This is a genomic window from uncultured Campylobacter sp. (genome assembly GCF_937997535.1).
Classification (GTDB): domain Bacteria; phylum Campylobacterota; class Campylobacteria; order Campylobacterales; family Campylobacteraceae; genus Campylobacter_B.
The window spans coordinates 40,435-55,518 of sequence record NZ_CALKTT010000099.1 but is presented as its reverse complement, the minus strand read 5'-3'; the positions used below and the strand labels follow the sequence as shown (position 1 = coordinate 55,518).

General features: G+C 48.2%; 13 protein-coding genes. 10 read left to right on the top strand and 3 right to left on the bottom strand.

The features are described from left to right. Positions 1-124, bottom strand: a 124-nt coding sequence (locus Q0117_RS09985) for a pyruvate kinase (protein WP_297926212.1), incomplete at its 3' end; no start/stop codon positions are given. Between the two features lie 314 nt (positions 125-438). Beyond that, the gene (locus Q0117_RS09980) at positions 439-1,785 is read right to left on the bottom strand and encodes an FAD-dependent oxidoreductase (protein WP_297926208.1); all 1,347 of its coding nucleotides are present in this window, start codon (positions 1,783-1,785) and stop codon (positions 439-441) included. Between the two features lie 121 nt (positions 1,786-1,906). On the opposite strand from Q0117_RS09980, the gene dctP reads away from it, so the two are divergent. After that, positions 1,907-3,091: a TRAP transporter substrate-binding protein DctP gene (dctP, locus tag Q0117_RS09975; protein WP_297926198.1), complete on the top strand. Its 1,185-nt coding sequence runs from the start codon at positions 1,907-1,909 to the stop codon at positions 3,089-3,091. Between the two features lie 1,060 nt (positions 3,092-4,151). Here the strand turns inward: dctP and metK are convergent. Continuing rightward, complete coding sequence (gene metK, locus Q0117_RS09970; protein ID WP_297926184.1) at positions 4,152-5,351, bottom strand: methionine adenosyltransferase; 1,200 nt, start codon at positions 5,349-5,351, stop codon at positions 4,152-4,154. Positions 5,352-5,495: 144 nt separating this feature from the next. Here metK and sstT point away from each other — a divergent pair, with 144 nt between their 5' ends. From sstT to Q0117_RS09925, 9 genes are all read left to right on the top strand, one after another. Continuing rightward, positions 5,496-6,755 carry a serine/threonine transporter SstT gene (gene sstT / locus Q0117_RS09965; protein WP_297926176.1) on the top strand — a complete coding sequence of 420 codons (1,260 nt, stop codon included), beginning with the start codon at positions 5,496-5,498 and terminating at the stop codon, positions 6,753-6,755. A 110-nt stretch (positions 6,756-6,865) separates the two neighbouring features. Continuing rightward, complete coding sequence (locus tag Q0117_RS09960) at positions 6,866-8,776, top strand: M3 family oligoendopeptidase (RefSeq protein ID WP_297926164.1); 1,911 nt, start codon at positions 6,866-6,868, stop codon at positions 8,774-8,776. A gap of 1 nt (position 8,777) precedes the next feature. Next, positions 8,778-9,185, top strand: a complete 408-nt coding sequence (locus Q0117_RS09955; RefSeq protein ID WP_297895831.1) for a hypothetical protein — start codon at positions 8,778-8,780, stop codon at positions 9,183-9,185. Next, positions 9,182-11,242: an ATP-dependent helicase gene (locus tag Q0117_RS09950; protein WP_297926152.1), complete on the top strand. Its 2,061-nt coding sequence runs from the start codon at positions 9,182-9,184 to the stop codon at positions 11,240-11,242. The genes Q0117_RS09955 and Q0117_RS09950 overlap by 4 nt, the downstream gene beginning before the upstream one ends. After that, positions 11,235-12,083 carry a tRNA pseudouridine(55) synthase TruB gene (truB, locus tag Q0117_RS09945; RefSeq protein ID WP_297926146.1) on the top strand — a complete coding sequence of 283 codons (849 nt, stop codon included), beginning with the start codon at positions 11,235-11,237 and terminating at the stop codon, positions 12,081-12,083. Before Q0117_RS09950 ends, truB begins: the two co-directional genes overlap by 8 nt. 608 nt (positions 12,084-12,691) lie before the next feature. Continuing rightward, complete coding sequence (locus Q0117_RS09940; protein ID WP_297926136.1) at positions 12,692-13,435, top strand: 4-(cytidine 5'-diphospho)-2-C-methyl-D-erythritol kinase; 744 nt, start codon at positions 12,692-12,694, stop codon at positions 13,433-13,435. Positions 13,436-13,560: 125 nt separating this feature from the next. After that, a complete protein-coding gene (gene smpB / locus Q0117_RS09935; RefSeq protein WP_177386608.1) occupies positions 13,561-14,025 on the top strand; it encodes an SsrA-binding protein SmpB in 465 nt (154 codons plus the stop codon). 55 nt (positions 14,026-14,080) lie between these two features. Beyond that, on the top strand, positions 14,081-14,779 hold the full coding sequence (locus Q0117_RS09930; protein WP_177386609.1) for a TlpA family protein disulfide reductase: 699 nt from the start codon (positions 14,081-14,083) through the stop codon (positions 14,777-14,779). Beyond that, a complete protein-coding gene (locus tag Q0117_RS09925; RefSeq protein WP_291936640.1) occupies positions 14,769-15,074 on the top strand; it encodes an ATP-dependent Clp protease adaptor ClpS in 306 nt (101 codons plus the stop codon). Before Q0117_RS09930 ends, Q0117_RS09925 begins: the two co-directional genes overlap by 11 nt. Positions 15,075-15,084 lie beyond the last annotated feature (10 nt).

Here is a 15,084-nt window from a genome sequence, read left to right as displayed (position 1 = left end):
CGTGCGTGCCATGGCTGAAGTTCATCCTAAAGGCGTTGCAGCCCGCCTTTACCATTGCGCTCATCATCTCTTCGCTGTCGCTTGCGGGTCCGATGGTCGCTAGGATTTTGGTTTTTTTAAGCATCTTTTCTCCTTTAAATTTAAAATTTTATCGCCGCATTGGGCGAAATTTTACGCAAAATTTTGAAATTTCTAAATTTTTAAAATTCGCTAGGCGAAGGAATTTTAAAATTTTATGGCGCGGGAGAATTTTAGAATTCTACGGCATGGTGAAATTTTAAAATTTCATAGCTTGCGGTGCAGGTTAAATTCTAAAAATTCGCGTTTGAATGGAATTTTTTAAAATCTCCTATATACGTAAAGCACGAGCAAAATTCTAAAATCCTCGCCGAAGTAAAATTTTAAAATTCTTGCCCGAGCGAAATCGAAAATTCCTCTTTATCGCATCATTTCCGCGTCAAATTTTGCATCATCAAAGCTCGCTCCTAAATATTCGCAAGCACTTTTTGCGTCGCGAAGTGCGTTGCCTAGGCAGCTCGTAGCACCTGGGCTTGGGGTCATATTAAAGATAATCCCTGGATTTTCGCCTATTCTAGCTTCGCCTAAAATCAGCTTTTTTTGCGAGTGTGAGATTACTTGTGGGCGCACGCCGCCAAAGCCCTTGGCGTAGTAAATATCCTCCTCGCGGATGCTAGGTATGATCTTGCGCGCATTTTTGACGAAAAGCTTTTTGCCTAAAATCGGTATCTCAAAGCCTATATTGCGGATTAAGAAATCCCTTACCTCGCTATCGCCAAAATTTTGCCAAATGACCTTGGCTACGTCCATGTCAAAATTTAATGATTGAAAAAATTCCGGCACCGAACGACAGCCCTTGTAGCGCTCGAGCTTTGGCATCGTAAGCGCGGTAGGGCCAAATCTCGTGCAGCCGCCTGCGAGCAAATCCGGATCGCCGTGAAGCGCGGCAAATGGAAGCTTTGGGTTTTGCATCATGTAAACCTTGCCATTTAGAAGCTTTTGCTTGGTTAGATAGAAGCTGCCCGCAATGCAGATTGTGCTAAGATCCTGCCCAAGCCCCATTTTGTGCGCGAGCCACAGCGAGTGAGCGCCCGCATCTACGACTACAAAATCAGCGCTTAGCGAGAGTCTATTTGCGGTGCGGATATAAAACTTATCGCCTACTTTAGTGATGTTTTGCACCTCGGTGTTGAGGTACAGATCGCAGGTTTTGCCATCCACGTTTTTAGCGTTTTGCACGAAGGAATTCGCCATCGCGCCATAATCGATCGTCGTGTAAACTCCCGATTGTACGCCCATCGCGATGATATCCTCCGCTCGCTCCTCGCCGCGTCCGTCAAAAACTAGCTTGGGCTCGATTTTTTTGAGCTCTTCCTTGTCGAAAAGCTGCAAATACGGATAAAGCTCTTTAAATTTCTCAAAGCGGTCTTTAATTAGCTCTACCTCACTTTCGCCCACGCCAAGAGCCATTTTCTGCCCCTGAAATAAAAATTTATTCTCATATCCGTGCTTTTGGCAATACTTCACGATCATATCCGCCTTGCGCTTGACTTCGGTCGCTTTTTGCAGGTCGTAGTTGGTCTCGATGTCGCCGCAATGAATCGTCTGGGAATTTGCACTGGCTTTAGAATTTAGCGTCGCAAGCCCTTCGTATTTTTCAAGTAGAGCGATATTTTTGATTCCGCTAAATTCTGCCAGCACGTACGCTAGCGCGCTGCCCGTGATACCGCCGCCTATGATGATTACTTCGTAATGTTTTTCTTGCATGCCCTTTCCTTATCGAATTTGGCTACAATTGTGCGAAAATTTCGCTTAAAAGCTAGTTATAAAAGCGTGAATTTAGATGATTTTATATAAAATTCGCACCATTTCATTTTGGGAGTAGTATATGAAAAAATCGATTCTTGTCGGATTAAGTTTGATTATAGCCACGTCGCTGTGGGGCGCGGATAAGAAAGTTTATCGCCTTAAGCTAGCTCAGACTTACGAGCTTAGTATGCCTATCGTAGGCGATGTCGCCAAGCGTATGGCAGATCTTGCAGATAGTATGTCTGATGGCAGGCTGAAAATCAGCATCGACGCGCCTAGCAAACATAAAGCACCTTTTGCGATCTATGATATGGTCAAAAACGGACAATACGATTTAGGCTATACTGCGAGCTACTATTATAAAGGCAAAAATAGCGCGAATATGCTGTTTACGACCGTGCCTTTTGGTATGACGAAAGATGAGCAACACGCTTGGTATTACTTCGGTGGAGGCAAGGAGCTAGCGGATAAATTCTATGCTAAAAGCAATCTAAAGGTCTTTAATATCCTAAATAGCGGTATGCAGATGGGTGGTTGGTTTAAAAAAGAGATTAATACGCTAGACGATTTAAAAGGGCTTAAATTTAGAATTCCAAGCTTTGGCGGGGAGGTTATGAGCCGCCTTGGCGTCGCAGTCGCTACGATACCGGTAGGTGAGCTATATATGGCGCTAGAGATGGGCACCATCGATGCGGTAGAGTGGGCAAGTCCTAGCTTTGATATACCTCTAGGCTTTCACAAGGTCGCAAATTACTATTATACGGGATGGCAAGAACCCGCTAGCGAGCAGCAGATAGTGATAAATCTACAAACTTGGCAGAAGCTTCCTAAGGATTTACAAAATATCCTAGAGGCTTCGATCGCAAAGGCGCGCGAATACGCAGAAAACGAGACGTTTTATAAAAACGTAATAATTTGGGACGAGATCAAAAAGAAATATCCGAACGTTCAGATTCGCTCTTTTTCGCCTGAAATTATGCGTGCGCTTCGCAAGGCGACGGATGAAATTTTAGCCGAAGAAAGCGAGAAAAATCCCGATTTCAAAGAGATTTGGGAGAGCCAAAAGGCGTTTTTAGCTAAAGCTAGAACGTGGACGAAGATGGGCGATTTTACATATATCGAAAAAACGGGCGACGTTGAAGCCGAGCAGAATTTTACCGCTTCGGTGAAAAAAATCTCTGTTCCTGAGCCCGTAAATAGCGCAGCCAGCGAGATAAATGCAAGCACTGCCGCACCAAAAAAAGAGGATAATCAGACGAAATAGTGCTTCATTTTTTAGCTGTATTTTTATGCCGCGCTAAACTAAGCGCCAGATAAAGGTGTATGCGGCTTAAATTTGATCGGCAATTTAGACAATTTAGGCGAGGCGCGGGTGATTAAAATGAGGCGATTTACTTATTTGCAGCTGCATAGTTTGGCAGTATCTTTAAAATTTTAATTTATGAAAGCGGTGATGAAATTTTATCGCCGCTTTAGCATTTAAGTTAAGGTGCGCAATTCGCATCACTGCGTTTAAGCCCAATTTAAAAGCCGCTCGGTCGCCGCCGCACAAAGCTAGAATTTTATCAAGCTCCAAGCCTCTTCTATTTTTGCTTTATTCTTTTATCTTTTGCGTTATTTAAGCTTGATATTTTGCCGTGCTCGCTTGCGGGCGACATCGCGCGGGGGAGAATTTAATCTTACTTTTTCATTTCGCGTAGTTAGCGGAGGAGCTTTGGCGAAGCGTGCCAATCTGAGATTTTAAATTAGTAGCGTTCATAAATTCCACATTTTAAAATTTTAATGTTTTTGTCTTGCCGATACCGCTTTTAAATGAAATTTGCTTCGGGTTTTCTTTCTATATAAAAGCGACAAACTTCAAATAAAATGCAAAATTTTAAAATTTATACGCTTAAACATCACAAGTGAGGAGAATTTAAAATTTTGTCTTTCGGAGATTAAGCACGAAGCATATTAGAAAAAATTTTGTAGGTCAAATTTCATTTTAAGCGATTGCAGATTTAAAGCTTGTATGCAAATACTTTTAAAGCCTGCTCTAGTTAGAATTTATCACTAAACTAGACAGGCTCAGCCTTGGAATTTCACCGCGCCAATTTTAAAATTTTGCGCGAGCTGGGCTTAAAATTTTAAAATTCGATTCTACCTGCGAAAACTCTTAAATTCCGCGGCTTAGAATTTTGATGGAGAATTTTGCTGCAACGCTACTTTTGGGCGCGCGATAAATTACACGGCTGCAAAGCCGCGTAGAATATTGAGCTAGGCTCGCTGCTGCAAGCCTAGCGAATGTCGTAAGCTAAAAAGGCGCTACTGCAAAGCGTAAAATTTTATTTCAAAGCCTTAAAAAGCTTGACGCTATCGAGCTGCTCCCACGGGTACTCGTCGTTTCCGACCTGTCCGCGTGCGGCGACGTCGGCGTAGAGAAAGCTTCCTTTGCCCGGGCGATCAAGGCCGAATTTATCGATGATCCAGCGCGGCGTGAGCGGAAATTTTTCAAGCACGAAAGCGGACAACTCATCGTCGCTTGCCGCGCCCAAATTCGTCCCCATGCAATCGACGCTGACGCTTACCGGTTTAGCTACGCCGATTGCGTAGCTGAGCTGGACGATGCATTTTTTCGCAAGCCCCGCCGCGACGATATTTTTGGCGATATAGCGCGCCGCATAAAGCCCGCTGCGATCGACCTTGGTGTAGTCCTTGCTGCTTTGAGCGCCACCGCCTATAGGGCTGTAGCCGCCGAAGCTATCGACGATTAGTTTGCGCCCCGTTAGGCCGCTGTCGTGAAGCGAGCTGTGATTTACGTAGCGGCCGGTCGGGTTGATGTAGATGATCGTTTTGCTTTTGTCGTAAAGCTCCTTCGGAAGCCCCGCCGAATCGATTAAATTTCCGATCAGATCTCGGACGCGCTCGATACTCATGCTCTCGACGCATGGCGCTGAAACCACGATCGTATGGATGCTTTGCGGCTTGCACTCCTCAAAATTGCTCTTCGTGCCGTAATCGACGGTAACCTGCGTTTTAATATCGACGCCAAGCTCGTTAGGATGGGATTTTGCGTAGGCATAGACGTGATCGCAAAGAAGCCTCGCGTAGGTAATCGCCGCCGGCATAAAATTTTTCGTTTCGCAGCTTGCGAAGCCGAACATTATGCCCTGGTCTCCCGCTCCGATCTCGCCGCCCTCTTGATCGACGCCTTGGTTGATGTCGGGGCTTTGCTGGTTTAAAAATACGTCTACTTGCAGATCCTGCGGATGCAGGCACTGTGCGCGCGTGAAATGAGGGTTGTCGTTGTAACCGATCTCGCTAAGCGCGCCCTTCACGATATGGCGGTAATCGTCGTGGGTAAAGTCGATCTTGGCATTTACTTCGCCGCCGATTACTACGTGTTTGCCCGCGATGAAAACCTCCGCCGCGACGCGTCCGTTTAGATCTTGTTTTAAAATTTCATCCACGATGCTGTCTGCGATGATATCGGCGCATTTATCGGGATGTCCGGGGCTTACGACCTCGCTGGTAAATAGATACATATCTGCTCCTAATTAAAATTTCGGGGCATTTTATCTAACGAGGTTTTAAGATTGACTAAAAATTACGAAATTTCGCCCAAATTTAAATGCGCTTAAATAAAATTTCGATATATTTCAAACGACGTTTTGATTGAAAGGTAAAAAATGAGTTCAATTCAAAAATTAGTAGCTAGCTACAAAGATAAAAATCTAGTTCTGCGCATAGTTACAGGCTTGATAATAGGCGCCATTTTGGGCTTTGCCGCACGTTCAGCGGCAGGCGATATTGCGGCAGAGCACACTTCGTTTTTAATAAACGTAGTAGCTTTTGCGGAAATTTTAGGAAATTTATTCGTAGGCGCCCTTAAAGCGGTAGCTCCGATTTTAGTTTTTATCTTGATTTTAAGCTCGATCGTAAATAAACAATACGGCAGCGCAAGCGGCTTAAAACGAGTGGTTGTTCTATATATCGTAGGCACCTTTTTAGCCTCGTGCGTGGGGGTAGCAGCCAGCTTTTTATTCCCGACGGAGCTTGCTCTAAGCAATGTTGGCGCGGCGGAAAATACCGCTCCTGCGAGCGTTTGGATCGTGCTAAAAGATCTACTTTTTAAGGTCGTAGATAATCCGCTAAACGCTATCGCGCACGGAAACTACGTAGGAATTTTAACCTGGGCGATAGGTCTTGGCGTCGCGCTTAAATTTTGTACCAACGAAACGAAAAAAATTTTTACCGATCTGGGCGAAGCGGTAACCAAGATCGTGCAGTTCGTAATCCAGCTCGCGCCGTTTGGAATTTTCGGCCTAGTAGCCTCTACCGTGTATCAAACCGGCGTCGATGCGCTGCTGGGATATGCGCGAATCGTAGTCGTACTCGTAGGCGCGATGGCGTTCGTAGCCCTCGTGGTAAATCCGCTCATCGTCTTTGCGGTGATTAAGAAAAATCCATATCCGCTCGTATTTACCTGCCTGCGCGAAAGCGGCCTCACAGCGTTTTTCACCCGTAGCTCGGCGGCGAATATCCCGGTAAATTTAAACTTATGCAAAAAGCTCGGCATCAGCGACGAGCTAAGCTCGATCTCGATCCCTTTGGGAGCTACGATAAATATGGCGGGCGCTGCGGTGGTAATCGCGATCTTAGCGCTTGCCGCAGCTCATACGCTCGGTGTGCGTCCCGATTTTTGGACGGCGCTACTGCTTTGCGTGGTCTCGGCGGTCGGTGCGTGCGGCGCTAGCGGCGTGCCTGGCGGCTCATTGATGCTGATACCGCTTGCGTGCTCGCTCTTTAATATCTCAAACGACATCGCGATGCAGGTCGTAGCGATTGGCTTTATCATCGGTGTGATCCAAGACTCGGTAGAAACCGCGATCAATAGCTCCACCGACGTGATTTTTACGGCGATCGCGTCGCAAAGTATGCAAAAATAACTCACCTTAAAATTTTACCGCGAATTCCGCTGAGACGGCGGATCTCGCGGTTTTAAAATTTTACTTATTCTTTTTTGATAAAATTATCCAAAAATTTTAAAAGGAAATCGATGAATTGGAATTTAGGCGAGCTGTTTGCAAACGAAGCGGAATTTAGCGCCGCGATAGATAGCGCGGCCGCGCAGGCTAGGGATTTTGAGCTTAAATTTAAAGATAAGTTGCGCGCTCTTAGCGCGGAGGAGTTTTTAGGCGCGCTTGAGCTTTATGAGGGCATCAGCGAGCAGATCGGCAAGATAATGAGCTTTGCGCATCTTAGCTTTGCGCGAGATACGAGTCTCGGGGCGCAGCAGGCTAAGACGGAGCAGGCTTGCAACGACATTTCGCAGAGCCTACTTTTTTTCGAGCTTGAGTTTAACGAGCTTGATGCCGCAAAACAGGACGAGTTTATCGCAGGAAGCGGGAGATTCGGATACTATTTGAGCCTACTTAAACGGCGCAAAGCCCACCAGCTAAGCCTGCCGCAAGAAAGCGTGCTTTTAAAAACTTCGCCTGTAAGCGGCGAGGCGTTTTCGCGACTTTTTGACGAGAGCATGGCGCGGATGAGCTTTGATTTTCGCGGGCAAAAGCTTGGCGAGGAGGAAATTTTAAGCCTGCTTCATAGCCCTGATCGCGAGGTGCGAAAGGACGCCGCAGCCTCGCTAAGTGCGGTGCTAGAGCAAAATTCCCACCTGCTTGGCTACATCTACAATATGATCAAAACCGATCTTAAAATCCGCTGCGAGCTGCGCGGCTACGATAAAGCCGAGGCGGTGATGCACGAGGAAAATCAGATAAACATCGCAAGCGTCGATGCGCTGATCGCAGAGACGGAGCGAAGCTTCGGTCTAGTCGGCAAATTTTACGCCAAAAAGCGCGAAATTTTAGGCTACGACGCGCTGTATGATTACGACAGATACGCGCCGCTCGGGGGCGATGAGAGCGAGTTTAGCTTCGAGCAGGCTAAGCAGATCGTGCTTGCGGCGTTTGAAAAATTTAGCCCGAAATTTAAGCAGATCGCGCTGATCGCGTTTGAGCAAAACTGGATCGACGCGATGCCCGCGCAAAATAAGCAAAGCGGCGCGTTTTCGCATTCCGGCTCGCGCGACACGCACCCCTTTGTGCTTTTAAATTTTACCCGCAAGCGCCGCGACGTATTTACCCTCGCGCACGAGCTGGGGCACGCGATACATCAGTATCTAAGCTACGGCGTGGGCTATTTTAACTCTTTTACGCCGCTAACGACGGCTGAGACTGCGTCAGTTTTCTGCGAGATGCTGGTGTTTGATTATATGCGCGAAAATTTTTCAAATTTAAACGGCTTGCTAAATTTTAAAAGCGCCGCCTCGGACGGTTCGCAAAATTTTAAACGCAGCGCTTCGCAAGAGGCCCAGGGCGGTGAAATTCCAAACGAGCGCGCCGTAAAAAACTCCGCTTCGCAAGACTCTGCGGGTTCGTGCGAGCTTGCCGCTCGCGATACGGGTATGCCCTCGCAGACTGCAAGCGATAAGACCGCGCTAAGAGCGATGCTCGCGGCAAAGATCGAGGATATCTTCGCGACGCTTTACCGCCAGATCGGATTTACGACCTTTGAGCGGCGCGTGCATGCGAGTGCGGATGAGCTAAGCGTTGAGCAGGTGGGTGAGCTTTGGATGGAGGAGTCGCGCAAGATGTTTGCGGGCGAGCTAATCTTACAGGATCATTACAAAAGCTGGTGGAGCTACATCCCGCACTTCATCCACTCGCCGTTTTACTGCTACTCCTACGCCTACGCACAGCTTTTGGTGCTCGCGCTTTACGGGCTGTATAAGAGTGGCAGGCTCGAAAATTTCGTTCAAATTTACACTGAGTTTTTAAGCTCGGGCGGCAGCGACGAGCCGCAAAAGCTGGTGGCGAAATTTGGGTTTGACATAAATAAAAGCGAGTTTTGGCGCATCGGCATAGAGCAGGTCGCGGCGCTTGTAGATGAGTTTGTAAGGGGTTAGGATGATAGATAAAATTTTAAAAGACGATAAATTTATCGCTGCGAGCAGCACACATATAGGCGCGGTTTTGGACTACGTTTTGGCTCTTGGATATGGATTTGGCATCGTTGCGAGGACGGATCAGATAAAATTTGACCCGCCGCTGCCGGAGGAAATTTTAAAAAGCTTCAAAATGCCCGCGATCTTTTTGCAGCTAGAGGAATACACGCTCTCTAGCGCGCATCTTAGCAAGGATGAGCTGGTTTTCGAGGCAGGATTTGGGCCGCAGGATTTTGCAAGCACGCTTAGCGTGCCGTTTTACGCGGTCTTGCAGATCGTCGTGGACGGCAAGCCCATCGCGGTAAATTTTTCCCAGCCCGAGTCCGAGTGGCTTAAGCGCGAAAAATCGCGTAAAATTTTTTCAAAATGAGCGATATTTTAGAAGGTCTTAATCCCGCTCAGCGCGAGGCTGCGAGCCACGTGGACGGAGCGATGCTAATCTTAGCGGGTGCTGGTAGCGGCAAAACCAAAACGATCACCGCACGCCTTGCCTACTTGCTCTCAAACGGCGTGCCTGCAGAAAATACTCTCACGCTTACGTTTACGAACAAAGCCGCCGCCGAGATGCGCTCGCGAGCGCTTAATCTGATAAGCGGGCTAAATTTAAGCAGCGTGCCGCTTTTGTGCACCTTTCATAAATTTGGACTTCTGTTTTTAAAAATTCATATTAGCGAGCTTGGACGCAGCGCAAACTTTCAAGTAATCGATACGGACGATAAGAAAAAGATCATCAAGGGCTTTGAGATAAATTTGCCCACGTCGCTATTAGCGGCCAAAATTTCAACCTACAAAAATTCCCTAATCGACCCTAAAGATATCAACGAGCTTCTAAAGGGCGAAGATGACGAGCTAAGCAGGATGTATAGCGGATTTTACGCGCATTGCGCTAGAGCATATAAGCGCTACGAAGTGTATTTGGCGGCGAATAATCTAGTAGATTTCGATGATCTGCTAATTTTGCCGTATAAAATTTTAAACGCCAATGAGCGGCTATGCGATGAAATTTCGCGCCGCTACGCCTATATCACGGTCGATGAGTATCAGGACACCAACGACATTCAATTCAAACTGCTGCAAAAGCTTTGTGCCGCGCACGAAAACCTCGCGGTAGTGGGCGATGACGATCAGAGTATCTACGGCTGGCGCGGTGCGCGGATAGAAAACATTTTAAATTTTAAAGATCAGTTCTCAAACGTAAAATTTATCAAACTCGAGCAAAATTACCGCTCCACGGATGAAATTTTAAATGCCGCCAACGAGCTTATCTCGCATAACAAAAACCGCCTCGGCAAGAGCCTTACTAGCATGAACGGCGGCGGCGAAAAGATCGGAATTTTGCGCTCGGACGAGGAGGGTATCGAGGCGGCAAAGATCGCAGAAGCTATCAAAAAGCTGCTTTCAAGCGGCGTAGCGCCCTCTGAAATCGCCGTGCTTTACCGCGTAAACGCTCTTTCGCGCGCACTGGAAGAGGGGCTAAATCGAGCCAAAATCCCGTACAAAATGGTAGGCGGCGTGAAATTTTACGAGCGAGCCGAGATCAAGGATACGATCGCCTATCTACGCTTGGTAAACGACGAGCACGACGATTTTTCGATGAGGCGGATCATAAACGTGCCCAAGCGCGGCATCGGCAAGGTCTCGCTGGCAAAGCTCGAGGAGCTTTCGCGCCTGCGGCTTATCAGCCTATTTGACGCCTTTAGCGAGCCGGATGCGGGGCTTAGCGCCAAGGCGGCGCAGGCTCTAGCGGAGCTTAAAAGCGGTATCGCTTCTATCTCCGCGCTAGCGGATACTATCAAAAAAATAGACGCGCTGGAGCCCGCTTTCGGGCTAAAGGCTTACTACGCCTCGCTTCCAGACGGCGCCGATCGGGTAGCGAACATCGACGAGTTTTTGGCTATGCTGAAGGACGAAGCGAGCAATAAGCCCGATTTTGATCTGGCGGAATTTTTAAACGAGCTAAGCCTTCTTAGCGATCAAGACGCCATCATGGGCGATGCGATAAACATAATGAGCGTGCACGCGAGCAAAGGGCTTGAGTTCGAGCATCTTTTCGTAATCGGGCTGGAGGAGGGCTTTTTCCCGCTTTTGGGTGACAGCAATGACATCGAGGAGGAGCGTAGGCTCGCATACGTAGCGATTACGCGCGCCAAACGCACTCTCACGCTTAGTTTTGCCGCTAGCCGCTTTTATCGCGGCAAGCGCGAGAGGCTCGATGCTAGCAGGTTTATAGCCGAGGCGGGTTTGGTAGCTAAAGAGCCGCCGCGCGAGCAAAGCAGTGGCTTTAGTAAGGGCGAGCTGATCAAACACAAACTATTTGGGATCGGACAGATCACGGCGGTAAACGGCGATCGGCTCACTATAAATTTCGGCGGAATTTCGCGCGTAATAATGTCAAATTTCGTAGAAAAGATCGGCACTTATGAATAGATTGTTTTTGGCGGACAAACCCGCGGGCATCGGCAGCAATAAATTTTTAAGCGCTCTTAAGCGCAAATACGGCGTGAAAAAGGCGGGCTTTAGCGGCACGCTCGATCCCTTCGCAACCGGCGCGCTGATCGTGGCATTTGGGCAATACGCGCGCTTTTTTAGGTTTTTGAAAAAGGAGCCAAAAGTTTATACCGCGACGCTGTGGCTGGGCGCGCAAAGCCCAAGCGGCGATAACGAAAATATAGGGCGCGTGGAGCAAATTCCGCCGCTTTCGCGCGAAATTTTAGACGCTGCGATGGCGCAAATGCGCGGCGAGATAAAATTTATCCCGCCCGCTTTCAGCGCCAAGAAAATTGACGGCGTGCGCGCATACAAGCTCGCTCGCGCGGGCGAAGAGGTGAGCTTGAAAGAGAGCTCGATGCGGGTTTTTGATGCTGAAATTTTAAGCTACGCTCACCCCTTCGTAAGCTTTCGCGTTGCGCTTAGCGAGGGCGGCTACGTGCGCTCTTTCGCGCAAATTTTAGCAGAAAAGCTAGGCGTTTGTGGCACGCTAAGCGCGCTTAGACGAGAAAGCGAGGGGGTTTTTGATTTGAAAGATCCGCGCTTTGCGGACGAGGCAGCGCTAAATCCGCTCGAGTTTTTGGACCTCGCGCCGAACTTTTACGACGGCGACGCGCGCGACGTGATCTTGGGTAAGAAGCTTGCCGCAAAGGATCTGGCGAGCCGCGCGGACGGCCGCTATCTGCTTATCTGCGGCGATTTTTACTCGATCATCGAGATAAGCTCGGGCGAGGTGCGCTATCTTTGGAACGACGTTCCGATCGCAGGCGGCGTGTTTTAATCAGTGGCTCTAGCCTGCGGCGGAATTTTGATCGGGCGGCCCTGGCTTGAAATTTGAGCGGTTATAAATACGGTGCGTTTTAAATTTGCTCGCATAGCGCGCTGCCCCGCGCGGTTAAATTTTATCGTGCGAAGCAGTGGGCGATCACGCTTTTTTTGTTGCGCACAGATAGCAAATCGGCCTCAGGCGGCGTAAATTTAAACGTGCGACTAGGCAGGCGACGCTCTCTCGAAAGGCATAAATCCGTGGGGGCTAAATTTAAACGCGGCGGATCCGGCGGAGCGGCGTTTCGATTTGCTTTTCGGTGCGCGATTACAACGCGCCGCGAGATTAAAATTTCGCGATTTACAAAGCGCGCAGGTCGGGGCTTATTGCGGCGCAGCAAGCGGCCTGTGTCGAATGAAATTCTAGCTCGCGACGGTGCGTAGTCTGCGCCGACGGGTTTGATTTTGCAGCGGGCGGCGTATCGCTAAACTAAATTTATGACCTAGTGCGGCGTGCAGCGGTGCGGCTAGAATTTTGCTGGCTCGGAATTTTAATCGCGCCGGATGAGCTTGCTGCGGGTTAAATTTAACGCAAGCACGCCAAAGCGCAGAAGGAGTAAAATTTTGAAAGCCTATGCAAAGATCAATGTTTTTTTAAAAGTCGTCGGCACGCGCGGCGGCTACCACGAGATCGCCTCGCGCTTCGTGCTGCGCAGGGAGCTGTTTGATGAGATAAGCTTCGAGCGCGCGAGCGGCTTTGCGCTTGAATGCGACGCCGCGCAGATCGCGGATAACATAATTTTAAAAGCCAAGGCGGCGCTTGAGCAGGCGGGCTTTGCGCGCGAGCTTGCGGAGTTTTTCAGCTCGCACAAGATCGTGCTTAAAAAACGTATTCCGATCGGTGCGGGTCTTGGGGGCGGCAGTAGCGATGCGGCGGCATTTTTGCGGCTTGCGAACGAGGAGTTAGGCTTAAAAATTTCACGCGAGCGGCTTACCAAAATCGCGCAAAATATCGGCGCGGACGTTGCGTTTTTTGTTAGCGGGCTTGAGGCCGCAAACGTGCGCGGTATCGGCGAGATCATCGAGCCTTTCGAGGACCGCCTACCTGCGATCGAAATTTTAACGCCCGCGATCTTTTGCTCCACCGGCGCGGTTTATAATGAGTTTCGCGCAAGCTTTATGCAAAATATAAACGCCGCGCAGGCGCAAGAGATGTTGCGTTTAAGCAGCGAGCAACTGCTGGCGCGATACGACGGCCCCCTGCTAAACGATCTTTTCGCGCCGTGCATAAAGCTATATCCGCAGATGAGCAGGTATCGCGATATGTTTCTAAGCGGTAGCGGCAGCAGCGTGTTTTTCTTAAAATAAGAATTCCAAGGCGCGCAGTTAAAATTTAAAAGCTAAATTTAAAGATAAAATTTAAAATTCGCTCGCCCGCTTTTAAATTTAAGCAAAAACGGGCTAAGCTTAGGACTAAATTTAGAAGGAAAAAGATGAAAGAACTGAGTAAAAATCGCAAGGCATTTCACGATTTTACGATACTTGAAAGCTTTGAAGCGGGCATCGTGCTAAAGGGTAGCGAGGTCAAAGCTTTGCGCGCGGGCAGGGGCAATCTCAAAGATAGCTTCTGTCGCGTGATCCGCGGCGAGCTGTTTTTGCTAAATGCGCATATCAGCTATCTTGAAAGCACAAACGCGCATTTTCGTCCCGATGAGGGGGCGGCGCGAAAGCTTTTAATGCATCGTAAGCAGATCGACAAACTGCTTGGCGCGGTTAGCAAAGAGGGCCTTACCATCGTGGTTTTGTCGTTGTATCTCAATGATAAAAACCGCGTAAAGGCGCGTATCGCTTTGGCTAGTGGCAAAAATCTGCACGACAAGCGCGAATCGCTAAAGCGCAAGGAAGCCGATCGTGAAGCGCAAAGCGCGATGAAGCGATACGACAAGCATTCATTTTAAATTCACAAAACTTTGGTTAAAATGCGGGCTTAAATTTAAACCCGAAGGAAATGCAATGAAGAAATTTTTACTATTATGTTTAGCGATTTTTGTCTTAAGTGGCTGCGGAGATGATTCGCAGAAAAAGACGGGCTCTGCTGGCGAGAATCCTGCCGCGAGCGAGAATCAGATGGCAAAAAATTCCGCTCAAGATAAAAATGGCGAGCGTATTGGTGGAGAAAGTGGCGAGGAGGTAGCTTTTACGCCGTTTAAAACGGGCGAGCGCCTTACGCTTAAAAGCGTCGTAGGCGGCGAGGTAACGATTGAGCGGACAGAAAAGGGCTTTAAGCTCGCGGACAGCGATAAAATTTTAATGTTTGATATTTTCGGTACGTACTGCCAGCCGTGCCGCATCGAAGCGCCGCATCTGATGGACTTTCAGCTAAAAAACTCCGCGGATTTTCTGATGGTCGGGCTAATCTATTTCGAGGACATTACCGATGCGCAGGTGATCGAAAATTTTACGAAAAAGTTCAACGCGTATTATTTCATCTCCAATTCAAAACAAAACGAGCGCATAGTGGGTCAAATTTTAAGCGACATCGGTTATCGCCACGCGCTTTCGATCCCTTTTAAGGTGGTGCTTAAAGATGGAAAATATCAAAGACTTACCGACATTAACGAGGGCGATGAGCGGGGCAAGCCGTATTACTTAGGCATGGTCGATACTGATGTGATAAAAAGCGATATCGCCAGGATAAAAAATGGCAACTAAAACCGGTGTGCAGATTCACACTCGCGCCAAAACAAAATCTTTTGTGCCTCGTCCGTATAAAGTAATTTTGCTAAACGACGACGTGACGACGATGGATTTCGTGGTTTATATTTTGATGGAGATTTTCGCCAAAAACTTTAACGACGCCGTAGATTTAATGATGAAAGTTCATAAGCAGGGTCGCGCGGTTTGCGGCGCGTATCCTAAAGAGATAGCCGAGTGCAAGCAACAAGCGGTTTTACAAGCGGCAAAGGCCGCAGGATTCCCTCTTAGATGTGAGATCGAAGAGGATTAAATTTAAAGGA

Bases quoted from the DNA above. Each gene is read 5' to 3' on its own strand.
- Q0117_RS09980 (WP_297926208.1), bottom strand. From the start codon at position 1,785: ATGCAAGAAAAACATTACGAAGTAATCATCATAGGCGGCGGTATCACG.
- dctP (WP_297926198.1), top strand. From the start codon at position 1,907: ATGAAAAAATCGATTCTTGTCGGATTAAGTTTGATTATAGCCACGTCG.
- metK (WP_297926184.1), bottom strand. From the start codon at position 5,351: ATGTATCTATTTACCAGCGAGGTCGTAAGCCCCGGACATCCCGATAAA.
- sstT (WP_297926176.1), top strand. From the start codon at position 5,496: ATGAGTTCAATTCAAAAATTAGTAGCTAGCTACAAAGATAAAAATCTA.
- Q0117_RS09960 (WP_297926164.1), top strand. From the start codon at position 6,866: ATGAATTGGAATTTAGGCGAGCTGTTTGCAAACGAAGCGGAATTTAGC.
- Q0117_RS09955 (WP_297895831.1), top strand. From the start codon at position 8,778: ATGATAGATAAAATTTTAAAAGACGATAAATTTATCGCTGCGAGCAGC.
- Q0117_RS09950 (WP_297926152.1), top strand. From the start codon at position 9,182: ATGAGCGATATTTTAGAAGGTCTTAATCCCGCTCAGCGCGAGGCTGCG.
- truB (WP_297926146.1), top strand. From the start codon at position 11,235: ATGAATAGATTGTTTTTGGCGGACAAACCCGCGGGCATCGGCAGCAAT.
- smpB (WP_177386608.1), top strand. From the start codon at position 13,561: ATGAAAGAACTGAGTAAAAATCGCAAGGCATTTCACGATTTTACGATA.
- Q0117_RS09930 (WP_177386609.1), top strand. From the start codon at position 14,081: ATGAAGAAATTTTTACTATTATGTTTAGCGATTTTTGTCTTAAGTGGC.
- Q0117_RS09925 (WP_291936640.1), top strand. From the start codon at position 14,769: ATGGCAACTAAAACCGGTGTGCAGATTCACACTCGCGCCAAAACAAAA.